Origin of the sequence: Amycolatopsis sp. NPDC023774, assembly GCF_040639695.1 — a bacterium.
Taxonomy (GTDB): domain Bacteria; phylum Actinomycetota; class Actinomycetes; order Mycobacteriales; family Pseudonocardiaceae; genus Amycolatopsis.
Window position 1 is genome coordinate 49,372 of sequence record NZ_JBFAAJ010000018.1, and the last position, 23,526, is coordinate 72,897.

19 protein-coding genes and 2 pseudogenes are annotated in these 23,526 nt (G+C 71.3%); 2 read left to right on the forward strand and 19 right to left on the reverse strand.

All coding sequences use genetic code 11. The annotated features are described in order from the left end of the window. Nucleotides 1-132: 132 nt before the first annotated feature. The 12 genes and pseudogenes from AB0F91_RS30085 to AB0F91_RS30140 all read right to left on the reverse strand — a co-directional run bounded on the left by AB0F91_RS30085 (nucleotide 133) and on the right by AB0F91_RS30140 (nucleotide 14,580). Complete coding sequence (locus AB0F91_RS30085) at nucleotides 133-1,143, reverse strand: BadF/BadG/BcrA/BcrD ATPase family protein (RefSeq protein WP_360602853.1); 1,011 nt, start codon at nucleotides 1,141-1,143, stop codon at nucleotides 133-135. Further along, complete coding sequence (locus AB0F91_RS30090; protein ID WP_360602855.1) at nucleotides 1,140-2,405, reverse strand: 6-phospho-beta-glucosidase; 1,266 nt, start codon at nucleotides 2,403-2,405, stop codon at nucleotides 1,140-1,142. Before AB0F91_RS30090 ends, AB0F91_RS30085 begins: the two co-directional genes overlap by 4 nt. Then, on the reverse strand, nucleotides 2,402-3,295 hold the full coding sequence (locus tag AB0F91_RS30095; protein ID WP_360602857.1) for a carbohydrate ABC transporter permease: 894 nt from the start codon (nucleotides 3,293-3,295) through the stop codon (nucleotides 2,402-2,404). Before AB0F91_RS30095 ends, AB0F91_RS30090 begins: the two co-directional genes overlap by 4 nt. A gap of 70 nt (nucleotides 3,296-3,365) precedes the next feature. Then, complete coding sequence (locus AB0F91_RS30100) at nucleotides 3,366-4,388, reverse strand: sugar ABC transporter permease (protein WP_360602859.1); 1,023 nt, start codon at nucleotides 4,386-4,388, stop codon at nucleotides 3,366-3,368. Further along, nucleotides 4,385-5,761 (reverse strand): extracellular solute-binding protein, encoded by a 1,377-nt coding sequence (locus tag AB0F91_RS30105; protein ID WP_360602861.1) that lies wholly within the window; start codon nucleotides 5,759-5,761, stop codon nucleotides 4,385-4,387. Before AB0F91_RS30105 ends, AB0F91_RS30100 begins: the two co-directional genes overlap by 4 nt. Before the next feature lie 20 nt (nucleotides 5,762-5,781). Then, the gene (locus AB0F91_RS30110) at nucleotides 5,782-7,023 is read right to left on the reverse strand and encodes an ROK family transcriptional regulator (protein ID WP_360603064.1); all 1,242 of its coding nucleotides are present in this window, start codon (nucleotides 7,021-7,023) and stop codon (nucleotides 5,782-5,784) included. A gap of 714 nt (nucleotides 7,024-7,737) precedes the next feature. Then, entirely contained in the window at nucleotides 7,738-8,745 is a 1,008-nt protein-coding gene (nudC, locus tag AB0F91_RS30115; protein WP_360602863.1) for an NAD(+) diphosphatase, read from the reverse strand. After that, on the reverse strand, nucleotides 8,745-10,130 hold the full coding sequence (locus AB0F91_RS30120; RefSeq protein WP_360602865.1) for a pitrilysin family protein: 1,386 nt from the start codon (nucleotides 10,128-10,130) through the stop codon (nucleotides 8,745-8,747). Before AB0F91_RS30120 ends, nudC begins: the two co-directional genes overlap by 1 nt. After that, nucleotides 10,127-11,425 (reverse strand): pitrilysin family protein, encoded by a 1,299-nt coding sequence (locus AB0F91_RS30125; RefSeq protein WP_360603066.1) that lies wholly within the window; start codon nucleotides 11,423-11,425, stop codon nucleotides 10,127-10,129. Before AB0F91_RS30125 ends, AB0F91_RS30120 begins: the two co-directional genes overlap by 4 nt. A gap of 258 nt (nucleotides 11,426-11,683) precedes the next feature. Next, nucleotides 11,684-13,000, reverse strand: a pseudogene (locus AB0F91_RS30130) (DUF2207 domain-containing protein); the annotation flags it as partial. 248 nt (nucleotides 13,001-13,248) lie between these two features. After that, nucleotides 13,249-13,629, reverse strand: a pseudogene (locus AB0F91_RS30135) (DUF2207 domain-containing protein); the annotation flags it as partial. A gap of 54 nt (nucleotides 13,630-13,683) precedes the next feature. Next, a complete protein-coding gene (locus AB0F91_RS30140; protein ID WP_360602867.1) occupies nucleotides 13,684-14,580 on the reverse strand; it encodes an RDD family protein in 897 nt (298 codons plus the stop codon). Between the two features lie 47 nt (nucleotides 14,581-14,627). Between AB0F91_RS30140 and AB0F91_RS30145 the strand changes: the two genes are divergently transcribed. Next, entirely contained in the window at nucleotides 14,628-15,632 is a 1,005-nt protein-coding gene (locus AB0F91_RS30145) for a stage II sporulation protein M (protein ID WP_360602869.1), read from the forward strand. Here AB0F91_RS30145 and AB0F91_RS30150 read toward each other — a convergent pair. The 7 genes from AB0F91_RS30150 to AB0F91_RS30180 all read right to left on the reverse strand — a co-directional run bounded on the left by AB0F91_RS30150 (nucleotide 15,629) and on the right by AB0F91_RS30180 (nucleotide 22,130). Further along, nucleotides 15,629-15,880 (reverse strand): hypothetical protein, encoded by a 252-nt coding sequence (locus tag AB0F91_RS30150; RefSeq protein WP_360602871.1) that lies wholly within the window; start codon nucleotides 15,878-15,880, stop codon nucleotides 15,629-15,631. The two genes, AB0F91_RS30145 and AB0F91_RS30150, sit on opposite strands and share 4 nt — an antisense overlap. Nucleotides 15,881-16,106: 226 nt before the next feature. Further along, nucleotides 16,107-16,406 carry a hypothetical protein gene (locus AB0F91_RS30155; RefSeq protein WP_360602873.1) on the reverse strand — a complete coding sequence of 100 codons (300 nt, stop codon included), beginning with the start codon at nucleotides 16,404-16,406 and terminating at the stop codon, nucleotides 16,107-16,109. A 429-nt stretch (nucleotides 16,407-16,835) separates the two neighbouring features. Further along, nucleotides 16,836-18,128 (reverse strand): DUF58 domain-containing protein, encoded by a 1,293-nt coding sequence (locus AB0F91_RS30160; RefSeq protein ID WP_360602875.1) that lies wholly within the window; start codon nucleotides 18,126-18,128, stop codon nucleotides 16,836-16,838. A 3-nt stretch (nucleotides 18,129-18,131) separates the two neighbouring features. Further along, on the reverse strand, nucleotides 18,132-19,115 hold the full coding sequence (locus tag AB0F91_RS30165; protein WP_360602877.1) for a MoxR family ATPase: 984 nt from the start codon (nucleotides 19,113-19,115) through the stop codon (nucleotides 18,132-18,134). Further along, nucleotides 19,112-20,251: a DUF4350 domain-containing protein gene (locus AB0F91_RS30170; protein WP_360602879.1), complete on the reverse strand. Its 1,140-nt coding sequence runs from the start codon at nucleotides 20,249-20,251 to the stop codon at nucleotides 19,112-19,114. The genes AB0F91_RS30165 and AB0F91_RS30170 overlap by 4 nt, the downstream gene beginning before the upstream one ends. Then, a complete protein-coding gene (locus AB0F91_RS30175) occupies nucleotides 20,248-20,883 on the reverse strand; it encodes a DUF4129 domain-containing protein (RefSeq protein ID WP_360602881.1) in 636 nt (211 codons plus the stop codon). Before AB0F91_RS30175 ends, AB0F91_RS30170 begins: the two co-directional genes overlap by 4 nt. Beyond that, nucleotides 20,877-22,130, reverse strand: coding sequence for a hypothetical protein (locus AB0F91_RS30180; protein WP_360602883.1), 1,254 nt, complete (start codon nucleotides 22,128-22,130; stop codon nucleotides 20,877-20,879). Before AB0F91_RS30180 ends, AB0F91_RS30175 begins: the two co-directional genes overlap by 7 nt. A gap of 332 nt (nucleotides 22,131-22,462) precedes the next feature. Between AB0F91_RS30180 and AB0F91_RS30185 the strand changes: the two genes are divergently transcribed. Beyond that, entirely contained in the window at nucleotides 22,463-23,515 is a 1,053-nt protein-coding gene (locus AB0F91_RS30185; RefSeq protein WP_360602885.1) for a neutral zinc metallopeptidase, read from the forward strand. Nucleotides 23,516-23,526: the final 11 nt, after the last annotated feature.

Sequence of the window (23,526 nt, forward strand, 5' to 3'; positions counted from 1 at the left end):
GGGGCGGGGGGGGGTTTCACCCCCCCCCACCGCCGGGGGGCGACCCCTCAAACACAGGGGGGGGCGCCCCCCCCCCCCCCCCCTTTGGGGGGGGGGGCCCCCCCCCCCCCCCCCCCGCCACATTGGGTGTGCTCAACGCACCAAACGCCACATCGGGGTGCGTTGAGTGGCGGCCTTGAGAGCGGCTTTCGCCTCTGCGGAAGCACCCAGCTCGTCGAGGCCGAACAAAGCCGCACCGACGACGGGGTTCACGTCGACCACGCGCACGACCGCGCGCGGAGCCACCTTCAGGCAGCGTCGCTCGATTTCCGAGATCACCGACGGGCCGACGCCCGTGAGCACTCCCCCACCGAGCACGATCTCCGGCGCCGACTGGATCAGGTCGAGCCGCCGCAGGATGACGGCGGCGAACACGCTGACCTCCTCCACGAACCGCGTCACCACCTGCTGCGCGACCTCGTCGCCGCCGGCGGCGACGTCGAACAGCAGCGGGCACAGGCCGTGGATCCGCGCGGAGTCGATCTCCTTGAAGTGCAGGCCCTGCACCACGTCGAACACTCGCGAAACACCGAAGAAGCCCGAAACCGCCGCCCGCAACGCGGTGGAAGGCCCGCGGCCGTCTTCGGCGCGCACGGCCCACCACAGGGCTTCCTCACCGAGGCGGTAACCGCCGCCCCAGTCACCGGAGACCTTGCCCAGCGCGGGAAAGCGGTGCACGCGCCCGTCCGGGCCGACACCGGCGCCGTTGATCCCGGCGCCGCACACCACCGCCACACCCGTGCCGTCGGAACTGCCCGCGCGCAGCAAAGCCAGCACGTCGTTGCCCACGTGCAAGGTGGAGCTCCAGCCGCGCGCGAACAACGCGGCGTGCAGCGCCTCTTCCTCACGCGGGAAATCCAGCCCCGCGAGGTAGGCGGATGTGTGCACGCCGAACGGCCGCGACGTCGGCAGCCCCGCTGCCGTCAAGGCCGACAGCACCAGCGTCTCCAGCGCCGCGACACAGCCGTCGACGCCGACGTTTTGCGGCGAGGCGCCGGGGCCACGCGATTCGGCGAGCACGCCGCCCCCGCGCGACACCACCAGCACCTCGGTCTTGCTGTTCCCCCCGTCGATCGCGACGACCGCGGGCCCGGCTTCGCTCATCCGCGCGTCCACGGCAGGAAATCGCGGTTGATCGACACGAGGGAGTCGGCCAGCTGGTCGGCCTTGGGGTACTGCCCGACGAGCGGGTGGGCCAGCAGCGCGTCGGCCACGCGGTCGCGGCCGCCCTTCACCGCGGCTTCGAGCGCGAGGTGCTCGTAGGCAGTCACCGCCGCGATGAGGCCGGCGAAACGCGGCTCCACCGTCTGCTGGGGAATCGCCCGAGCACCGGACGAATCCACAGTGGACGACACTTCGATCACCGCGTCGTCGGGCAGGAAGGAAAACGTCCCGTCGTTGCGCACGTTCACCACGTGCTCCTCCACCGGCCCGCCCGCCGTCAGCGCGTGTACGAGCTGCACGGCGGCCTCCGAGTAGTACGCGCCGCCCCGCTTCTCCAGCGAATCCGGCTTGGTGACCTGCTCCGGGTCGAGGTAGATCTTCAGCAGTTCTTCCTCGACGTCGCTCACCACCTCGGCGCGCGGGCGCTCGGTGAGCTGCTTGGCCACCTGCGCGTCGTGCGAGTAGTAGTACTTCAGATAGTACGACGGCACGGCGTTCATCCGGCGCATCCACTCGACGGGCGCGGTCACCTCCTCGCTCAGGAATTCCGCGTGCCGGTCCAGCAGTTCCGGCAGCCGGTCGACGCCGTCGACGAGCACGCCGCGTTCCCAGCTCAGGTGGTTGAGTCCCGTGTGGACGAGCCGCACTTCCTCCGTCGACGCGCCCAGGAGCTTGGCAAACTTCCGCTGCAGGTTGATCGCGACGTTGCACAGCCCCACCGCGCGATGACCTTCCTGCAGCAGCGCCCGCGTGATGATGCCAACGGGGTTCGTGAAGTTCACGATCCACGTGTCGTCACCCGCGACCTTGCGCACGCGCTCGGCGATGTCGAGCACCACCGGCACCGTGCGCAGGGCCTTCGCCAGACCGCCCGCGCCGGTTGTCTCCTGGCCGACGCAGCCGCACGCGTGCGGGAACGTCTCGTCCGACGCCCGTGCCTTCTGCCCGCCCACCCGCAGCTGGATGAGCACGGCCGAAGCGCCCTCGACGCCGTCCTCCAGGTTCGCCGTGGTGCGGACCCGCGCCGGGTGCCCGGCGTGGTCGAGCAGCCGCTGGCTGAACGCGCCGACGGTCTCCACGCGGTAGGCGTCCGGGTCGATCAGCACGATCTCGTCGACGTCCAGAGTGGACCGCCGGCCCGCGATTCCGTCGATCAGCTCCGGCGTGTAGGTGGACCCGCCACCGACGACTGCCAGCTTCATCCCTTGACTCCCGTGAACGTGATGCCCTTGACGAACGACTTCTGCGCGAACACGAACAGCACGATCACCGGCGCCATGATCAGCGCGGTCGCGGCCATCGTGAGGTTCCACTCCACGTGGTGCATGCCGCGGAACGAGGCGATGGCCAGCGAAAGCGGCCAGTTGTCCTGGTTCTCACCGGTGTAGAGCAGCGGTCCGAAGTAGTCGTTCCAGGTGAACAGGAAACAGAACATCGCGGTGGCCGCGATCCCGGGCTTGGCCATGGGCAACAGCACCCGGGTCATCGCGCGAAACTCGTTGCAGCCGTCGATCTTCGCCGCTTCCAGGTAATCCTTGGGGATGGTAAGGAAAAACTGGCGCAGCAGGAAAATCGAGAACGCGTCGAAGAAGAAGTACGGCACGATCAGCGGAACGAGAGTGCCCGTGAGACCCATCCGCACCCACAGGTCGTACAGCGGCACGACCGTGACCTGCGGAGGCAGCATCATCGCGGCCACCGTGAGCATGAAAAACAGATTCTGGCCACGCCACTTGAGCTTCGCCAGGCCGTACGCCGCCGGGACGGCCGACACGAGCGCGCCGAGAGTCGCGAGCGCCGAGTACAGCAGACTGTTGCCGAAGTACTCCAGCAGCGGCGCCTTCTTGAACACCTCGACGAAGTTCTCGAAATGCCATTCCGTGGGCCACAGGCTCGACGTCATCGCCTGGTCGCTCTTCATCACCGCGGTGAGGAACACGAACAGCAGCGGCAACACGAAGATCACGCCGAGCGCGATACCGATGGCGTGGGTCGCGATGAAGCCCAGCCGCTTGTCCCACTGGCGCCGGAACTGCACGCGCGGCGGCACGGGAGCCGCGGGTTTCGAAGCCGGAGCCGAAATCGTCGTCATGCCCCCACTCCGTTCTTGCGGGACACCCGCACCCGGTCGGGGCCACGAACAGGCCGGCGCGAGTATATGTTCATGCCCCCTCCTCCTGGTGCTGACTCTTACGAAGCTGCCGGACGAGCAGCCACGTGAAGCCCGCGGAAACGATGAACAGCAGCACGGCCATCGCCGCCGCGTAGCCCATGTTGAAGTAGCGGAAACCCTGTACGTACAACCAGATCGGGTACGTCAACGTGGAGTTCTCCGGTGCGCCGATCAGCTTCGAGTTGCCGGCCACGTCGGCTGTGCCCGCCGAGGCGGACGCCGCCACGATGGCTTGGGTGAAGAACTGCAGCGCGTAGATCATCGAGTTGACCACACCGAAAAGCAGCACCGGAGATATCGTGGGCAGCGTGACGTGCCAGAACTTGCGGACCGCGCCGGCGCCGTCGAGCTCGGCCGCCTCGTACTGCTCGGCCGGCACGTCGAGCAGAGCGGCCAGGATGATGATCATCAGCTCGCCCGAACCCCACAGCGCCAGCAACGTGAGCGACGGCTTCGACATCACCGGGCTGTTGAACCACAGCCCGCCGTCGATACCTACCAGGTGCAGGAACCGGTTGACCGGGCCGAACTGCGGGTTGAACACGAAGACGAACGCGAGCGTCGCCGCGGCCGGCGGTGCGAGCGTGGGCAGGTAGCACAGCGTGCGCACCAGGCCGACGCCGGACTTCAGCCGCGAGATCACCGACGCGACGCCGAGCGAGAACAGCACCCGGCAGATCGTCAGGATGATCACGAGCCACAACGTGTTGTACGCGGCGGTTTTTACCAGCGGCTCACTGGTGAACATGCGCACGTAGTTGTCGAACCCGATCCACTGTGGAGGGTTGATCAGGTCGTAGCGGGTGAACGAGTAGTAGACCGTGGCGATGAGCGGGTACCCGAAGAAGATCAGGAACCCCAGCGTCGCCGGCGCCATGAAGTAGAACACCGTGCGACGGCGCTTGGCCCGGCGGGACCCCGCCCGCACCTTCGCCGGTGCGGGCGGGGTCCTCGCTTCCAGAACGCGCGTCGAGGTACTTTTCACCGCCGAGGCGCCATCAGGCGGAGTCATCCGCCCGATCCTTTTTGCGCCAACTCGTCGTTCACCTGGGCATCGACCTGCTTCAGACCGGCGTCGAGGTCGGGCACGGAACCGGCCTGCCACTTCTCGGCGAAGTCGTTGACCGCCTTCAGGAAGGCGTCGCCGATCGGCGTCGACGGGTTGGCAACCAGCTTGCCGCTGCCGTAGATGTCGAGGAACGTCTTGAACTGCGGCGGCGCGTCGAGCTTCGGCGAGGACAGCGAAGCCGTGGTGCTGGGCACGTTCTTCAGGCCGTTGGCCATGTCCACGAGCGTGTCGGTGTCGAGTGTGACCTGTTTGATCAGCTCCCACGCGGCGCCGGGGTTCTTGGCGCCCTTGGGGATCGCGATGATCGTGCCGGTGGCGAAGCCGGCGCCGTAGTGATCGGCCATGCTGTCGAGCACCGGCGCGGGCGCGGTGGCGTAGTTCAGCGTCGGGGTCTGGTCCTTGATGAACGCGGTGCGGAACTCACCGTCGTACATCATCGCCAGCTTGCCCTTCTGGAAGCCGTTGTCGGCGGAGTACTCGTCGCCGAGGCCGGCCTTGAACTTCTCGACCTTGTCGTGGCCGCCGTAGAAGTCGATGAGCTTCTTCTGGAACTCGAACATCGCCTTCCAGCCGGGGCTGGACGAGATCGACGACTTGCCGTCGGGGCCGATGAACTGCGCGCCGAAATTCGGGGCCCAGTACTGCGCCTGGTTGGCGTAGAACGGCATCGCCGGGATGAAGCCCATCGTCTTGATCGAGCCGTCCGCGTTGAACTCGGTGAGCTTCTTCGCGTCCTCGAACAGCTCGGTCGTGGTCTTCGGCGGCGAGGAGATGCCGTGCGCCGCGAACATGTCCTTGTTGTAGTAGAGGCCGTAGACGTCGGCGAGCATCGGCATGGCGCAGCGCTTGCCCTGGTACGACGTGTAGTCGCGCACCGCCTCGGGAATCTGGTTCACGTCGATCTTGTCGCGGTCCAGGTACGGCTTGAGGTCCTGGAAGCTGCCGGTGGAGCACCACGCGCCGAGGTTGTCGGTGTAGAAGGAGATGGCCACGTCGGGCGGGTTGCCGCCGCGGATCGACTGCGTGAGCTTGTCGTCGTCCTGGTTGCCCTCGTGGTTGATGGTAATGTTGGGGTACTTGGCCTTCAGCTTGTTCAACGCGGCCGTGACCACGCCGTACTCGCGGTCGGTGAACTTGCTGTAGACGGTGAGGGTGAGCTTGTCGTCCTTGTTCGGCGGCGCGGCGGCGTCGCCCGAACCGCTCGGCGCGGCCGCGCCGCACGCGGCGGTCGCCAGCAGCGTGGCGGCGGCCGCGGCGGACAGCAGCAGAGAACCACGCCTTCGCGCGGTCCTCCGCATGCGGGTCGTGGGGGCCATGACCCTCCTCCTCATGGTGGTTACTCGGTCGGGGACGGGGCAGAGCTCGGCAGCGCCGTCCGCGGCGCTCCCGCTGTGTCCTCTGCGGGTCGGCTCGGCCCGCGGAGCGTGGGGGTGACGACGCCGAAGACGCCTTCACGGGCGGTGGCGAGCGCGGACTGCAACGCGCCCGCGCGCACGGCGTTGCCCTGCACCGAAGCGAGCGCGACGGGCGTGCGGGGCAGGACGAGTTCGTGCAGCTTTTCCGCGACCAGCGTGGCGAACTCCTCGCCCCCGGCCCGGCTCGTGTCGCCGGAGAGCAGGATGAGCTGCGGGTCGGCCACGGCCACGAGGCTCGCGAGGCCGCCGGCGACGCGGCGGGCCAGGTCGTCGAGGAAGGCCTGGTTTTTCCCGGTCTTCGCCTTTGCCACGGCCTCCGGGCCGGTTCTCGCGGTCAGGCCGTGGGCCTTCGCGAGGCGCGTGATGGCGGGCGAGTCCACAAGGTTGCCGAAACGCGCGCCGGCCTCGGGCCAGCGGTCGCCGGTGTCCACAGTGGCCGGATCGGGCACGCGCATCCAGTCGATCTCGCCGCCACCGCCGGTCGCGCCGCGCAGCAACCGGCGCCCGATGACCACGGCGCCACCGACGCCTTCGGAGAGCCAGACCATCACGAAGTCGTCGACATCCTGGGCTTTCCCGACCGTCATCTCCTCGACGGCCACCAGGTTCACGTCGTTCTCGATGGCGACGGCGAGGCCGAGCTCTTCGCTGAGCCTTGCCGGGACGTCGAACCCGAGCCAGCCGGGGATGTGGGGCGCGGAGGAGAGCAGGCCGGTGCGCGGGTCGAACGCGCCTTGCGCGCCGATCACGACGTTGGCCAGGTCGGCGAGGTTCTTGCCGGCCTTCTCGGTGACGTGCTTGAGGGCCTTGCCGAAGGTGCCGATCACGTCGGCGCCTTCGTGCACGGGCAGCTCGACCTGGTACTCGGCTCGCACGGTTCCCGCGATGTCGGCGATCACGAAATCGGCGACGTGCGGCGTGAGGTCCACGGCGGCGACGTGGGCGAGGCTGCCGTTCACCGCCCACAGCTGGGCCCGCGGTCCGCGCCCGCCGCCCGCGCGTTCGCCGGCTTTGCCCACCAGGTTGTCCTGCTCCAGGCGCGTGAGCAGCTGCGCCGTCGCCGGCTTCGACAGCCCGATCACGACCTCGAGCTCCGCCCTCGTGAGCGGCCCGCCGCGCAGCAACGCCTCGATCGCCGCGCGATCGTTGATCTCGCGCAACATCCTCGGGCTTCCGGCGCGCACCGCGACCCCTTAATTAGGATACTTTACAGACGGTTTCGGGCGACTGTAGTGAGCGGGGACACATCGCGTCAATGGTCATCCGGAACGAGCGGGTAACACTTCGAGTCGAGAAGGTTTCAGGCGGCGGCGGGTGACCGGGTAGGTGCTCAGCGTGTGCGGTCGGGAGTATCCGACGAGGGCCGCGCGAGCCCGCTGCTGTTGCGGTGTTTGCAACACTGGCGCTCGGCGGCGAGTAGCGGGCGGGGTCCGATCTTCGTGGCCCTGGCGTCAGGGACCAAGCCGGGTGCGTAACCGGCGGGCAGCGCGGCAGGGTCACAAACCGCGCAGCGCACTCGCCCACCGCCCATGCCACTGTTTCGCGGTCTGACAGCTGATCCCTACCCGCCGAACCGCTTGCCGGCTTCCGGCTTCCGGCTTCCGGCTTCCGGCTTCCGGCTTCCGAGGGCACCGGCACGACCGGCCCAAGGTATGCCACCAGCCTCCGGAGACACACAGCCCCCGCCCTCCCTCGGGGGGCGTCCCCGTCCCAGTCTATCGGCCCCTGACCTCGAAAAACGGCCGAAACGGAATCTGTGGACAACCCCGCGCACGACGACTTCCCTGTGGACAGGTGCCGGCGAGCGCTTGACGCGAAACGACAAGGGCCCTCCCCGGCTCAAGCCGGGAAGGGCCCTGTCACGAGCAAAACGAAGGTCACTCCTCCGCGTCAGCCCACGCTTTCAGCATCACGCGGGCGATCGACGAGTTGCCCGGCAGGATGATCTCCGAGGCGCCGCCCGCGATGGGCGTCGGAGTGGCGGTGCCGCTGTTGCGGAAGGCGGCGCGGACCTCGTCGCGCGAGACCCAGAGGGCTTCCTCGATCTCGCCGTCGGCGGGGACCAGCGGGGCCGAGCGGTCGGCGCGCGCGGTGAAGCCCAGCATGATCGAGCGCGGGAAGGGCCAGGGCTGGCTGCCCAGGTAGCGGATGTCCGACACCTCAGCGCCCACCTCCTCGCGGATCTCCCGTGACACGCAGCCCTCCAGCGACTCGCCGGCTTCGACGAAGCCGGCGAGAACGGAGTAGCGGCCGGCCGGCCAGACCGGCTGGCGCGCGAGCAGCACGTGGGAGCCGTTGACGCCGTCCTGGTCGTGCACGAGGCAGATCACGGCCGGGTCGGTGCGCGGGTACTCCTCGTGGCCCTTGGCCTCGCACTTGCTGGCCCAGCCGAACTGGATCAGGTTCGTGGGCGAGCCGTCGCGGGTGCAGAAGCGGGACTGGCGCCGCCAGTGGCGCAGGGCCTGCGCGGTGGTGAACAGGCCGGCCGACGTGTCGTCCAGCTGGTCGCCGTAGCCGCGCAGCTCGACCCAGATCTCGCCGTCGAGGCGCGGGACCTCTTCGACCACGCCCCAGCTGCCGGCCATCTTCACCGTGTCCGTGTCGCCCTCGGGGCGGCCGGGCAGCGACCAGTAGTCGGTGTCCTCCCACTCGCCGAGGAACACCGCGTCGGCCGGAGGTTCCGTGCCGAAGTCGATGGCCTTGCGGGCGGCCAGCGAGGAGCTGCCCTCGACCACCGGCGTCCGGCCGGTGTCGTCGAGCAGCACCACGCGGGCTTCGGACCACTTGGAGATCAGGCGTTCCGGGTTGGTGCGCAACGTCTCCTGACGGTCCACAGTGGACCGGGACAGGGTCGGCAGCGACTCCAGGGCGAACGGTACGGTCATCAGTCCGTCGTCTCCGAGCCCACCGTCACGTCGCCCAGTGCGGTCAGCTTCGGCGCGAGCAGCTCCGCGTCGCCGACCACCACGCCGGTGAACCGCTTGGGCGCGAAGTACTCCAGCGCCGCCTCGGCCACCTGCTCCCCGGTCACGGCCGCGAGCCGCGCCGGGTGCTCCTGCAGCCATTCGACGCCGAGACCCGTGGTCGCCAGCGCCATCAGCTGCCCGGCCAGGCCCGACTGCGACGACGTGGAGGTGAGCAGCGAGCCGATCGCGTACTGGCGCACCGACTCCACCTCCTCGGCCGTCGGCGGCACGAGCCCGAGGCGCGCCAGTTCGTAGCGCGTTTCGAGCAGCGCGGCCGCGGTTACCTCGTTGGCCGTGTCGGCGTCGACGTTCACCACCGCGTTCTCGCCGGTGAACTCGAACCCGGAGTGGGCGCCGTAGGTGTAACCCTTGTCCTCACGGATGTTCTCGACCAGGCGCGAGGAGAAGTACCCGCCGAAGGCCAGGTTCGCCAGCTGCAGCGCCGGGTACGACGGGTGCGTGCGGGCCACCGTCTGCGCCGAAAGCCGGATCTGCGACTGCACGGCGCCGACGCGCGGCACCAGCAGCACGTTGCCGCCGGTCAGCTCCGGCAGCGGGGGCAGGACGAGAGCCGAGCGGTTAGAAGCCCAGCCGCCGAGCGCGCGCTCGAGCTCGGCCGGCACGGTGTCGGGGTCGATGTCGCCCACGATCACCAGCACGGAACCGCGCGGCAGCACCGAAGCCGCGTGCAGCGCCCGCACCTGCTCCGGCGTCACCACTGCAACGTCGTCCGCCTGCGGGACCTCCCGCGTCACGGGGTGGTCGCCGTAGCGCTGCTTCTGCAACGCCTCCCGCGCGATCGTGCGCGGCTGCGTGCGCGACACCGCGATGCGCTCGATCAGCCGCTCGCGTTCCCGGGTCACCTCGGGCTCGCCGTAGGTGGCGCCCGTCAGCACGTCGCCGAGCACGTCGAGCAACGTCGGCAGGCCTTCGGAGAGCGCGGAACCGTTGAGGTACAAGCGTTCCGGGTCCACGCCCGCGCCGAGGTCACCGCCGATCAGCGCCAGCTCGGCGTCGATCTCCACCCGGTCGCGCTTCGCGGTGCCGGTGAGCAGCGTCTCGGCCAGCACCTCCGCGGTGGCCGGGTGCAGTGCGTCCTCCCCCGCGAACGGGATCCACAGCCGCACCTCCACCAGCGGCACCGAAGCCTTGCGCACGGCCAGCACGCGCAGGCCGTTGCTCAGCGTGGTGTCCACATGGGACAGGTCGGTGGCGGCGCGCTGCGCGCCCAGCTCGGGCAGCGGACGCGGACCGGTCGCGGTGCGCCCGATCTCCTGCGCGCTGCGATGCGTAGCCGAAGTCACTGCTCTTCGATCCCTTCGGTGTTGGCGGCGGGCTTCACGACGAGCACGGCGCGCGCGTCGGGGCGCAGCGCCTTCGCCGCGGCCGACACGGCTTCGCCGGTGACCGCCGACATGCGGTCGGCCAGCCGGTGCACCAGCGACGCGTCGCCGTAGAGCAGCTCGAACGCGCCCAGCGCCAGCGTGCGCGACACCAGCCGGTCATGCTCCGAGTGCAGGCTCGCGGCCCAGCGCGCGGTCACCTTCTTGAGCTCCTGCTCGTCGGGCGGTGTCGTCGCGAGCTCGTCCAGCACCTCGTCGAGGGCGGCCAGCACGCGCTCGCGCTCGACGTCCGGTGGGTGGATCGCGGTGATCGTGAACGTGTCGGGGTCGCGCGCCTCGAACGGCCCGAACAGCCCGGCACCGGCGCCGATGTCGACCACCAGCGGCTCGCGGTGCACCAGGCGCTGCTGCAGTCGGGAGCCGTCACCGTCGGTGAGGACGCCGGCCAGCACGAGGTACGCGAGATAACCGTCGAGGTCGTTGATCGGGTCGGGCATGCGGTAGCCCACCGCGATCGCGGGCAGCGGCGCGTGCGCGTCCTCGTGCTCGCCGTGCAGCTCGGTGGTGGGCAGCGGCTCGGCGAACGACGGACGGACCGGCGCGGGCCGGTGCGGCACGTCGCCGAAGTGCTTCTGGATGAGCGCCTTGGCGTTCTCCGCCTCGAAGTCGCCGGCGACGGTGAGCACCGCGTTGGCCGGCGAGTAGTAGGTGTCGAAGAAGGCGGCGCAGTCGTCGAGCGTCGCGCCTTCGAGGTCCTCGAACGCGCCGTAGCCGTCGTGGGCGTTGGCGAACGTCGAGTACAGCACCGGCGGCAGGAGGATCCAGGGGAACCCGCCGTACGGGCGGTTGCGCACGTTGAGGCGGATCTCCTCCTTGACGACCTCGATCTGGTTCGCCAGGTTCTCCGCGGTCAGCTTCGGTGCGCGCATGCGGTCGGCTTCGAGGAACAGCGCGCGCTCGAGGGCCGCCGAGGGCAGCACCTCGTAGTAGTCGGTGTAGTCGGGGTGGGTGGACCCGTTGAAGGTCCCGCCGCTCGACTGCACGTGGCGGAAGTGGGCCAGCTTCTCCAGGCTTTCGCTGCCCTGGAACATCAAGTGCTCGAAGAGGTGCGCGAAACCCGTCAACCCCTCCGGCTCGGAACGGAAGCCCACGTCGTAGTGCACGCTGACCCCGACAACAGGCGCGGTCGGGTCCGGGGCGAGCACCACGCGCAGACCGTTGTCAATCGTGAAACGGACGAGCTCGGGATCGGCCATGCCCCCCACCCTACGCAGAGGACCCGACCCTCGGCTCGGCTGGTGGCACCGCTCCCAGCGCCGGGCGCGCCCTCGTGGTCGCGGCGCCGAGGGCGGCCAGGAAAGCGCTGATCCGGGCGGGTGTGGCGGAGGCACCGAACCAGTACGCCTGCAGCGAACAGTCCGGTTCCGCGAGTGTCCCGAGCCAACGGCCGGCTCGCCAAGCGCGAGGGCGTACGGGAGGGCGCGGGAGAAAATCAGTTCGGTGACTTCCGCCGGGTCGGCCAGTTCGGCGCGCAGGCCGAGGAGCTGGTCACGGAGAAGGCTGCCGTCCCGCGTGCGCGGGGGCAGCCACGCGGCGAAGAGGCCGAGGGCGGCGCCGGTGGCGACGACGACCAGGCCGAGGTTCGCGTAGCCGGCGGCGAAGGCCAGCAGGGCGGTGAGGAAGGCGCCGTAGCAGCAGAGACGGACGGCGATTCTGGCCGGCAGGGCGAGCCGGCGCGGGAGCCAGCCGCGGCGGACGACTGCCGTGCGCAGTTCGTCCTCGATGTCCGGCGTGATGGTCGACAGCGGCGCCGAATCGCCGGGGACGGCGGTTTCGTAGACCGTCCGTTCGAAGGCGGTGAGGTACTCGTCCGGCGGGTTGCGGCGGTGCAGGGTCCAGCCTTCTTGCTCGCTGACCCACAGGTAGTTGCGGACGCAGAGGTCGAGCACGGTGGCGGCGACGTCGAGGTCGTCGGTGCGGCCCGTGAGCAGGAAACCGAGGTGGCCGGGGAGCACGCCCTGCGGTGAGGAGAACTGGCCGCCGGCGTCGAGGCGGACCGGGAGCACGACGACCCGGTCGCGGCGGCGCAGGAGCAGCACCGTGGCGAGGCCCGCGAGGACGAGCGCCGCGAAGGCGAGCCACGCGGCCAGGATCGGGGTGATGACGAGGAAGGCGCCGGCGACGGACTTCGCGGGCACGAGCTGTTCGGTCGCGGGCACCGTGCCGGCGGGCAGCTCCGCGGTGAGCTCCACACGGTCGACCGGCGCGAGCTTCGACACCGACACGCGCGTGAGCCCGGAGTGGTCGAGCTGCGCAGCGCCGCACGAGGTGGCGGAGCCGGGCGGGCCCGCAAGGCAGGTCACGGCGTCGGGCAGGTCCGGCGCGGCGAAGGTCGCGCGCAGCAGCTCCAGGCGGGTGTCCCAGCCGCCGGCGACGTCCCACCTCAGGTGCTCGACGCCGAGCGTGCGGCCGACGGTGCCGACAGCGACGACGGTGTAGCGGACCGCCGAGGTGCCGCCGCGCAGGTCGACGACGAGCTGGTCGTCCGAGGTCTGCGCGCTGCCGGAGCCCTCGATGCTGAGGTCGCGCACGGTGAGCACCCGGTCGTGGCCGGCGTCGGCGGAGGTGCGCAGCGGGAGAGTGCGCGTCATCGTCGTGCCGGCCGGGACGGAGACGGCCTCGGTGACGGACAGCGTGCCGTCGCGCTGGAGTTTGAGCGTGACCTCGGCGCTTTGCGGGAGTGCCGGCAGGTCCTGGGCGCGGGCCCGGGTGGCGGCCAGAACCAGGGCCGAGACGGCCAGGACGACGGCGAAGCCGCGGAGGCTAACCACGGCTGAGCACCTCGAAGCGGTTCTTGCCGCGGCGGCGGTGCAGCCACGTCGGCACGGCGGCGATCAGCAGCAGAACCAGGGCGAGCACGGGGATCCCCGGGGCCCTTGAAGAAATCCGCAACCGGGGAGACCGCGACAAACCGGGCGTTGGCGGGCAGGGCGCCGGGCGGGATCTCGACCGCGAGGTCCACGCGCTCGCCGGGGCGCAGGCCGTCCTGCTCGACGCGGGCGATGCCATCGGCTCCGAGCTACGAGAACGTGCAGTGGCGGGCCGAGCCGATGACGCCGGCGTAGCAGTCCACTGTGGAGATCCCGGGGGCGCTGAACGCCGCGGTGAGGCGGGTGAGGTCGGCGTCCCAGCCGCCGGTGACCTGCCAGCGCAGCTGCCCGCCGTCGGCGACGGCACCGTCCACTGTGTACGGAAGTGTGGCGCGGCCGGTGTAGGTCGCGGCAAGGCCGTCGGCGTCCTCGTCGAGGTGGCCGGAGCCGGTGCGGCGGACGTCGCGGACGGTGTAGACGCGGTCCTCGTCGTCGGTGGTGGGCACGCGCAGCGCGATGCGGTGGGTGGCGGGCGTGCCGGTGGTGACCTGTTCGGTGACCGTGACGGAGCCGTCGGGGTGGGCCGTGGCGGTGACGTCGGCGGTGAGCCCGGCGAGCGCCGTGGCGAGTTCGAGGAGCGCCGGTCAGCTCGGCGGGGTGAAGGGGTTCTCCGGCTCCTGCGGCGCGGGCTGCGGGGCCGGCGGCTGCTGCTGGAACGGCCGCGGCTGATGGTCCTGCTGCTGCGGCCCCGCGTAAGCCGGCGGCGGCCCCGCGTGCACCTGCTGCGCCAGCCTCGCCTGGTCACGGTTGCGGCGTTCCGCCAGCACCGCCGAGAGGAACACCCACGCCGGCATGCCGTACGGCACCGCCACCCCCACGGCATGGGCCGTCTGGTCGGCGAGCCCTTGGCCGAGCGCGTGGGCCGCGTCGGGTCGCAGCTCGTGGAAGCGGTTCAGGTACTGGCGCGCGGCGAGCGCCAGATCGTCGGGCAGGCGGCTGAGGTCGAGCTGCGCGGCCCAGCCTTCGAGGCCCGGCGGCATCGCGACGTAGGCCTGTGCGCTCTGCGGCACGCGTTCGCGGATCACCAGAGTGCCGGCGAGGTAGTCACCGACGCGGCGCCCGTTCGACGAGCTCAGCGACACGATCACGGCCACCGCGCCCAGGAAGCCGAGCGCCCAGAAGTCGACGAAGAAGCCGGCGAGGGCGCGGGTGAGGGCGTGGCGGAAGCGGATGGGGCCGCCGTCGAGACGGACCACGCGCAGACCGAGCGCCATCTTGCCGAGCGACTTGCCACGGGTGAGGGTCTCGAACAGCACCGGGTAACCGATCACGATCAGCACGAACACCGACAGCAGCAGCGCGATCGTGAGCGCCGGGTCGAGGTCGGACGAGGTCGCGGCCACAGTGACCACGACGATCAGCAGGAGCGCGCCCTGCACCAGTACGTCGAGCAGCATCGCGACGCCGCGGCTGGCGAGCTTGGCCACCCGAAGGTCGAGGACCACGGCCTCACCGGTGACGAGATCGGACTCTTCCTGCACCGGGCAAGCCTAGTGAGCCCTAGGCTGGGGTTCCAGGAGGTGATCGGGTGGACGTCGACGTCTTCGTCGCGGCGCACGGTGCGGAGTGGGCCCGGCTCGGCGAGCTCGTGCGGCAGCGCAGGCTGTCCGGGGCCGAGGCCGACGAGCTCGTGACGCTCTACCAGCGCACGGCGACGCACCTGTCGATCATCCGCTCGACGGCGCCCGACCCGGCCCTGCTGGCCCGGCTGTCGGCCCTGGTCGCGCGGGGCCGGTCGGCCGTCACGGGCTCGCACAGCCCGGCGTGGCGCGAGGTGGCGCTGTTCTTCACCCGCCGCTTCCCGGCTGCGGTGTACCTCAGCCGGCGCTGGTGGATCCCCGCCGCGCTGGCGTCGGTGGTCGTGATGGCCGTGCTCGGCGTGTGGATCGCGGGCGACGACTCCGTGCGTTCGGCGCTGGTCTCTCCCGACGAGATCAAAGCCATGACCGCGCCCGGCGGCCAGTACGAGACGTACTACTCGACCGGGCCGGCGAGCTCGTTCGCCGCGAAGGTGTGGACGAACAACGCGTGGGTGGCCGCGACCTGCCTGTTCCTGGGGGTCGCGCTGGGTCTGCCCGTGATCAGCGCGCTGTGGCTCAACTCGCTCAACGCCGGCATCGCCATCGGCCTGATGTCCTCCGCCGGCCGCGGCGACGTGCTGCTCGGCCTGCTCCTGCCCCACGGCCTGCTGGAGCTGACGGCCGTGTTCATCGCCGCGGGCACCGGCCTGAAGCTCGGCTGGACCGTGATCGACCCCGGCCGCCGCTCACGCAGCGCGGCCCTGGCCGAACAGGGCCGGTCCGTGGTCGTGATCGCGCTGGGACTGGCGTGCGTGCTGCTGGTGTCCGGCGTGATCGAGGCCTTCGTCACGCCATCGGGCTGGCCGACGTGGGTGCGCATCGGCACCGGCGCGGTCGTGGAGCTGCTGTTCCTGACCTACGTCTTCACGCTCGGCCGCCGCGCCGCTCGCGACGGGGAGCTGGGCGATCTCGACCGCCGCTACACCGGGGACGCGCTGCCGGAAGCGGGCTAGCAGAGGCAGCTGCCCTCGAAGGCGATGGAGTTGCCGTCGTCGAGGGTGGCGCTGCCGGTGAAGCGGATGTCGAACTCGCCGGGGTCGGTCAGGACGAGCCTGGGGCTGGTGGCTTCTCCGTTGGCGCCGGTTTTGGCCTGTGCGGTGTCCTTGCCGCCTTCGAAGACCAGCACGTTCTGCGCCCGGGCGGCGTGGACGTAGAAGGTGACGGGCACCTCGGGCGCCGGCTGGCCGTTCTCGCTGATCACGCGGACCACGAACGGCGCCGCGGGGTCTTTCGTGGCCCAGGTGCTGGCCGTTGCCGGACAGGATGGCGAGCGTGCGGCCGCCCGCGGCCCACGCGTTGGACAGGCCCGGCAGCGAACAGACTTCCTGGTACAGCCGCGCGCCCGGCGTCGGCGCCTCGGCGGTGAGGCAGCGCGCGGTGGCGATGTTCGCGATCGCCACCAGCCCCGGGTTGTCCGCGACGCGACGTCACTGCTGCTTGTGGTCCCCGTCGGCGCAGGCGGCCAGCAGCACACCCACCCCGTCGACGGGACTCTGCGCGGCGAGACACTGTCCACTCGCGACATTGCGGTAGTGCTGGGAGGCCTTGTCGTACGTCCAGGCCGCTCCCGGGTCCTTCGCATCGGCCAGCTGCACCTTGCCGCCGGCGGTGGCGAGCGAGACCGTGCCACCACCGTCGGCGAGGTAGACGGGCGCGCCGTCGGCCGCGTGCGCGACCTCGCCGGACCCGATGAACAGCAGCACCACCACGGACAGCAGCCGACGCACGCGAGCACTTCCTCGAGCCGAAGTTGCTTCCGGCTTAACAGCACCGGCCGCGACGCACCAAGGGAAGCCACTCCAACGAGTGCCGACCCCGGCGTGGAGCCGCGCCTCGACGGCGCGGGGCGAGCACGGCGTCGACCTGCCGCGGCAGGTGCACCGGCTGCCGCGGGAGGTCCTGTTCGGCCGGACCCCGTGGAGCCGGCTCACGATCACCGGCAGGTCCGTCTGCACGCCCGCGAGCCCCTGCTGCACGCACGCGAGGCCGATTCTCGTCGCGCTTGGCGATGCGGCGACCGCGGCCGTGATCCACTACTTCTTCATCGTTTCCCTTGCTCAACGATTTTCGCGAGACCGGCCACGCAGAACACCACGCAGGCGGAACGGGAGTCCGCAAAGGACCGTCCGGCGCAACGGATTGCGGCGCGAACTCCCCTACAGCCGGCCCGCGGCCTTCAGCGCCAGGTACCGGTCAGCCAACGCCGGTGGCAGGTCTTCCGGCACGGCATCCACCACCTCGACGCCGCGGCGGCTCAGGCGGGCCGTGACGGAGGCGCGTTCGGCGAGGGTGCGCTCGGCCGCGGCGGCGTCGTAGACGGCTTCGGCGTCGCCGCGGGCGCGGGCCATCTCGGCGACGCGGGGGTCGGCCACGGACGCGACGATCACCTGGTGTCGCGAGGTCAGGGAGCTGAGCACGGGGAACAGGCCCTCCTCCAGCGGCGCCGCATCGAGGCCCGTCAGGAGCACGACAAGCGCACGGCGGCGGGTGCGCTGGAGGATCGCCGCGACCATGCCGCGGGAGTCGGTCTCGACGAGGGACGGTTCGAGCGGCGCCATGGCGTTCACGAGCGACGGCAGCAACGTCGTGGCCGACGAGCCCGGCACGGCGGCGCGCACGCGGCGGTCGTAGGCCAGCAGGTCCACGCGATCCCCCGCACGGGAGGCCAAGGCGGCCAGCAGCAGCGCGGCGTCCATTGCTGCGTCGAGCCGGGGCGCGTCGCCGACGCGGCCGGCGGACACGCGGCCCGTATCGAGGACGAGCACCACGTGCCGGTCGCGTTCCGGGCGCCAGGTGCGGACCATCACGTCGGCCGCGCGGGCGGTGGCGCGCCAGTCGATGGAGCGGACGTCGTCGCCCGCCACGTATTCGCGCAGGGAGTCGAACTCCGTGCCCTGGCCGCGGATCATCGCCGCACTGCGGCCGTCGAGCTGCTGCAGCCGCGCCAGCCGTGACGGGAGGTGCTTGCGGCTGTGGAACGGCGGCAGCACCCGCACCGACCACGGCACCTCGTGCGAACCCTGGCGCGCCGCGAGTCCCAGCGGTCCCGCAGCGCGCACGGTCACGCGGAACGCCTGGCGGTCGCCACGGCGAGTCGGCAGCATCGCGGTGGTGAAGACCCGCCGTTCGCCCGGTGGCACGGAGATCCGGTGGCGGTCGTCGGCGCCCGCGCTCGGCGGCCACGCGTCGCGCAGCAACCCGCGCACCCCGCGGCGGCCCGGATTCGTGACCGTCAGGGTGACCTCGGCGGGCTCACCGAGGCGCACGGAAGTGGTGCCACCGCGCGAAAACCGCAGCGCGCGCACGCTGCCGGCGAACACGAGGTCCACGGCCACCAGCACGAGCAGCACCACGACGACGCCGAGCACGCCGGCCGCGGACGGGAACAGCAGCCCGACCACCAGCGCACCCAGCAGCGCCAGCAGCCCGAGCCGCCCGGTGAGGGCCACCGCTCAGCGCGGCACCGGCACGGAGGCCAGCACCCGGTCGAGAACCCCGTCTGCGGTCACGCCCTCGAGCTCGGCCTCGGGCCGCACGTCGAGCCGGTGCCGCAGCGCGGGCCGGGCCAGCGCCTTCACGTCGTCGGGCGTCGCGTAGTCGCGACCGGCGAGCCAGGCCCACGCCCGCGTGACGGCGAGCAAAGCCGTTGCGCCACGCGGGGAAACGCCGATGCGCACGGCCGGCAGCTCCCGCGTCGCGCGGCACAGGTCCACGACGTAGCCGATGACCTCGGGACCGATCGTCACGCGGGCCACGGCCTGGCGCGCGGTCGCGAGCTGCTCGGCACCGGCGACGGGGCGGATGCCCGCGGCCGCGAGGTCCCGCGGGTCGAAGCCCTGCGCGTGACGCCAGAGGATGCCGACCTCGTCCTCACGCGAGGGCGCCGGCATGGTGAGCTTGAGCAGGAACCGGTCCAGCTGCGCCTCCGGCAGCGGGTAGGTGCCCTCGTACTCCACGGGGTTCTGCGTCGCGATCACCATGAACGGGACGGTCAACGGCCGCGGCGTGCCGTCGATCGAGACCTGCCGCTCCTCCATCGCCTCCAGCAGCGACGACTGCGTCTTCGGCGGCGTGCGGTTGATCTCGTCGGCCAGCAGCAGGTTCGTGAACACCGGGCCCTCGCGGAACGAGAACTCGCCGCTGTGCGCGTCGTACACGAGCGAACCCGTGACGTCACCCGGCATCAGGTCGGGCGTGAACTGCACGCGCGTGGTCTTCAGGTCCAGCGACGCCGCCAAAGCCCGCACCAGCAACGTCTTCGCGACGCCAGGCACGCCTTCCAGCAGCACGTGCCCGCGGCAGAGCAGCGCCAGGATGAGCCCGGTGACGGCCGCGTCGTTGCCCACCACGGCCTTGCCGACCTCGGTGCGCAGGGCGATCAGGGCCGCTCGCGCGTCTTGAGCCTGATTCGGCGCCTGCGTCTGTTCGGTACTCAAGACCGCTCCACCTCTCGTTCCACGCTGTCCAGTTCGTCCGCCAGCCGGACCAGCCCGGCTTCGTCGGCCGGGGGCGGACCGTAGAGCACGCCGCCGACCTCGGCCGGGTTGCGGCCCGTGCGCGCGCTCACTGTCTCGACCACCGCGGCCGCCTCGGCGTCGCGCGGCAGGCCCAGTCTCGTGCGCAGCCGCGCGCGGGCCGCTTCCCGCAACGTCTCGGCCGCGTGCCCGGCCGCGCCGCCCCGGCGGTACAGCCGCGCGCGGCCTTCGGCCGTTTCCGCGGCGCGCACCACGATCGGCAACGGTTCGCTCACCACCGCGCCGAGGCGGCGCGCGCGCCACAAAGCCAGCAGCACCACGGCGATCCCGGCCGTGACGGCGCCATAGCGCCAGCCGGTCGGGATGAGCTCGTAGAAGGACTTCTGCCCGCCGCCGAGCGCGGGATCCGTCGGCGACGGCACGTACCAGACGAGCCGCTGGTGGTCGCCCAGCAGCCGCATCCCGAGCGCGGCGTTGCCCTCGTCAGTGAGGCGGTCGTTGGTGAGCGGCGCACCCGTGCCGAGCACCGTGACGGTGCCCGAGCGGTCGGCGACCTGCACGAGCGTCGGCGCCTGGCCGTCGCGGTAGCACTGGCGGGCTTCGGGGTCCTCGGTGCGGAAGCGCGTGCCGCCGAGCGTCGCGGGTCCGGCGCCGACCGCGGCCCCGACCGTGCAGCCAGGGTCGAGCGTGGCGACGTCGGTGCTGCCGACCGCGCTCACCGTCGGGAGCACTTTGGACAGTGCCTCGGGGCCCGGCGCCAGCAGCACGAGGTGCGCGACACGGCGGCGCAGGTCGACGAGCCCGTCGCCCGGCACCCGGTCCGGCGAGGTGATCACGAGCGTGCCGCCGTCGACCTGTTGCAGCGCCTCGGCGATCGTGTGGACGGGGTGGACGTCAACGCCTTCTTCCTGCAGCAGGTGCGAAAGGGCGTGGCTGCCGTTCGGTTCGTAGGAACCCGGTTCGAGGTCGCCGCTCGTCTGGTCGCCGCGGCTGAGCACGAGCGCCAGCGCGACGAGCACGATCAGCAGCAGGAGCGCGAGCGGGACCCGCACGCCGCGCCAAATGCGCCGGAGATCAGGTGAGACCGACGTAGTCACGCGCCCACCAGCACCGGCCGCTCACGGCGGACGCGGTCGTCGAGGTCGGTCAGGGCGCGGTAGGCGGCCTCGGTACCGGGCCGGCCGCCGTAGTGCACGTCGTCGAACTGCCGGGCGCCCGCCGCGAGGTCGGCGGCGAGGTTGGGCAACAGTGCGCCCGCTTCGGCGGCGGCTTCGTCGGCCGTCCGGCCGGAACGGGAGTCGAGCAGCGCGCGTTCCTCGAGGCCCCGCACGATCGCGCGGAACCGTTCACGCACGGCGTCGGCGAACTGTCGTTGCGCGGCAGCCTGTTCGGCCGCCTTGCGGTACTCGTCGGCAGTGCGGCGCCGACCTGAGAAGACCTGCCGCGCCGCCTGCGCCGCGCGGCCGACCTTCCCGACGCGCAGCCGGACCACCACGACGAGCACGATCAGAAGGCCGATGATCAGCAGCAGGCCCAACGGTCCGCCCGGCACCCCGGAGAGGCTGTTCAGCAGCTCGCTGAACTTCTCGCCCAGCCAGTGCGCGACCTGTTGCAGCAGCCCCGGCCGCGCGGCCGCGTACGCCGGGTCGCTCAGCTCCTGGGTCGCCCGCAGGCGGGCGGGGTCCCGGTCGATGTCGACCGGGACGTCGGTGAGCAGGAACGTCACCACGCCTGCCGCGGAGCCGGCGGCGGGTTGAGGCCCGCGGCCCGCGCCAGCTCGATGTCCATGCCCTCGCGGCGCATCCGCTGGTCGATGTAGAGGACCACCGTGACCAGCGCGAGGAACGGCGCGACGATCGTCCTCGCGATCATCGTGCCCACCGCGCTGAGCACCAGGCCGCCGGTGGTCTGGACCGGCGCCGCGGCCTGCGGGTCGAACAGGCCCGAGAACGCGCCCGAGCCCAGGTCGAACGGGATCCCGATGATCGCCGTGATCAGCCAGCCGATCACGGCGGCCAGCAGCAGGATGCCGAGCACGCGCCAGAACGCGCCCGACACGAGCGTGCGCGAACGGCCGAACGCCTGCCGGATCGTGCCGCGCTCCAGCACCAGCGCGGGGCTCGCGAGCCCCCAGAACACATACGGGATCACGGCCGGCAGCAGGCAGAAGATCGCGGCGACCATGGTGGCCAGCCCGTACAGGATCGTGAGGCCCAGCAACGGGAGCAACCGCGGCGCCGCCTCGTGCAGGGCCGTGCGGAAGTCGACGGGACGGCCGAGCACGGCCTTGCCCATTACGACCGTGAGGAAGCCGGTGAGGAACGTCTGGCCGAGCAGCGTGATGATCAGCGTCGGGATCAGCGACAGCGCGGTGCTGCCCAGCAGGTTGTACAACGCGTCGAGCGCTTCCTGCTGCGTGGCGGCCGGACCGAGCGTCGCGACGCGGTTGAGGTCGGGCTGAACCACCAGCTGCACGATGAGGGTCAGGCCCGCCACGATCACCGCGATGACCGCCGACGTGCCCAGGATCAGCACCGGGTAGCGCCGGATGGCGGTGATCGCGCCGTCGAGGATGTCGCCGACGTTGAGCGGGCGCAACGAGATCACGCCGGGTTTGCCGAGGCCGTGCGGGGACCAGCCGCCCTGCTGCCCGTAGGCGCCGCCGGGGTACTGCGGCATCGGCTGCCCGTACTGCTGACCGGGCGACTGCCACTGGCCACCGGGCGACGGCGTGCCCGGCGACTGCCAGCCGGCGGGCGGCGGGATCTGCGGAGTCTGGGGCGGCTGCTGCGAAACGCCGCCGGCGCCGGGCGTCTGCTGCGAGCCTTCGGGCTGCGCGGTGCCTGAAGAATCGGGCGTGCCCGTGGCGCCGGTCTGGTCAGGACTGGACGGCTCGGGGCGCTGGAAACCCTGGCTCGGAGTGGGCGCGTCGTCATCGGGCGCGCCGGACCCCGGCGAACCGGGTGTGTCTGTCATCGAAGCCCCTCGTACTCACGACCCGTCACTTGCTGCCGCTCACTCTTCCAGAGGCGCCCAAACCGGGCCAGACCTGGGGTGACACCCGGGTCGGGTGACGGCGTCGGCACGAGTGGTGCGTGCGGCCACCGTTCCCCCGATATGCTGAACGGAAGCCGGGGGCCGCCCGGCCCGTGCCGAGACCCTCCGGGACTGCCCTGATGACGCAACCGCCCTACGGCCCGGTGCCGCCTCGCGGGACCGTTCAACCGCCGCCGGTCCCGGGTCAAGCGCCCGGCAGGCAGGGGCCCCCGGGTTCCCTGCCCCAGGGTCGATCGGCACAGGGTCCGTCGATGCAGGGCCCACCCCAGGGGCCTCCACAAGGACCGCCGCCGCAGAACCCGTGGCTGGGCCAGTACCCGCCGCAGCGCTTCCCACCGCAGCACCAGAAGAAGTCTCCGGGCGCGATCATCGGGATCGCGCTCGGTGCCGTCACGGTGCTGGTGCTCGGGGTCGTCGCGATCGTCGCCCTGAACCGGCCGAGCCAGGGCGTGAACGCCACCGGCTACCAGAACCCGCCGGCGCCCGCGCCGACCAGCGCGTTCGAGCTGCCGCCGAACAACGGCTCGTCCTCCACCGCCTCCTCGGCACCGACCGAGTCCTCCGAGCCGAGTTCCACCGGCCCGCAGAAGATCCTCAAGCTGGCCGACCACCCGATTCTGCAGGACCCCAACGCCGGGCTGCAGAACCGCGTCTGCGACCTGCCGACGTGGCAGAGCACGCAGTCGGGCGCGGAAGCGTTCTTCACCGCGGCCAGCAAGTGCCTCGACGCGGCGTGGGGCCCGTTCCTCCAGGCCTACGACCTGCCGTTCACCCCGCCCGCGCTGCACTTCCCCACCGGGCCGAGCTTCGAGACCGCGTGCGGCACGATCCAGGTCGGCATCGCGACGGCGGCGTACTACTGCGAGGACAACCTGTACGTGCCCTTCGCCGGGCTGCAGACGGACCAGTACGGCAACAACCCGGGCGTCTACCTGGCGTTGTTCGCCCACGAGTACGGCCACCACGTGCAGGAGGTCGCCGGGATCATGGACGCCGCGTGGCAGAAGATCTACGCGGTCGGCCAGAACAGCCCCGCGGGCCTGGAGATGTCGCGGCGCAAGGAGCTGCAGGCCCAGTGCTTCTCGGGCATGTTCCTCGGTGCCCACGTCGACCAGGGCGGCACGGTCACCCGCGACATGTACAACAAGGCCTGGAACGACCAGGAGACCCGCGGCGACAACACGTCCCACAGCCACGACCACGGCACCAACGCCCACTACGCCTACTGGTGGCGCCAGGGCGCGAAGGCCAACCGGATCGCCGACTGCAACACGTTCGCCGCGCCGTCGTCCCTGGTCAGTTAGGGATCCGGGGC

What these genes read in the sequence shown, in the direction of transcription:
- AB0F91_RS30095 (WP_360602857.1), bottom strand. Translation starts at nt 3,295, where the DNA reads ATGACGACGATTTCGGCTCCGGCTTCGAAACCCGCGGCTCCCGTGCCG.
- AB0F91_RS30105 (WP_360602861.1), bottom strand. Translation starts at nt 5,761, where the DNA reads ATGGCCCCCACGACCCGCATGCGGAGGACCGCGCGAAGGCGTGGTTCT.
- AB0F91_RS30180 (WP_360602883.1), bottom strand. Translation starts at nt 22,130, where the DNA reads ATGACAGACACACCCGGTTCGCCGGGGTCCGGCGCGCCCGATGACGAC.
- AB0F91_RS30125 (WP_360603066.1), bottom strand. Translation starts at nt 11,425, where the DNA reads ATGGCCGATCCCGAGCTCGTCCGTTTCACGATTGACAACGGTCTGCGC.
- AB0F91_RS30100 (WP_360602859.1), bottom strand. Translation starts at nt 4,388, where the DNA reads ATGACTCCGCCTGATGGCGCCTCGGCGGTGAAAAGTACCTCGACGCGC.
- AB0F91_RS30185 (WP_360602885.1), top strand. Translation starts at nt 22,463, where the DNA reads ATGCAGGGCCCACCCCAGGGGCCTCCACAAGGACCGCCGCCGCAGAAC.
- AB0F91_RS30085 (WP_360602853.1), bottom strand. Translation starts at nt 1,143, where the DNA reads ATGAGCGAAGCCGGGCCCGCGGTCGTCGCGATCGACGGGGGGAACAGC.
- nudC (WP_360602863.1), bottom strand. Translation starts at nt 8,745, where the DNA reads ATGACCGTACCGTTCGCCCTGGAGTCGCTGCCGACCCTGTCCCGGTCC.
- AB0F91_RS30110 (WP_360603064.1), bottom strand. Translation starts at nt 7,023, where the DNA reads ATGTTGCGCGAGATCAACGATCGCGCGGCGATCGAGGCGTTGCTGCGC.
- AB0F91_RS30090 (WP_360602855.1), bottom strand. Translation starts at nt 2,405, where the DNA reads ATGAAGCTGGCAGTCGTCGGTGGCGGGTCCACCTACACGCCGGAGCTG.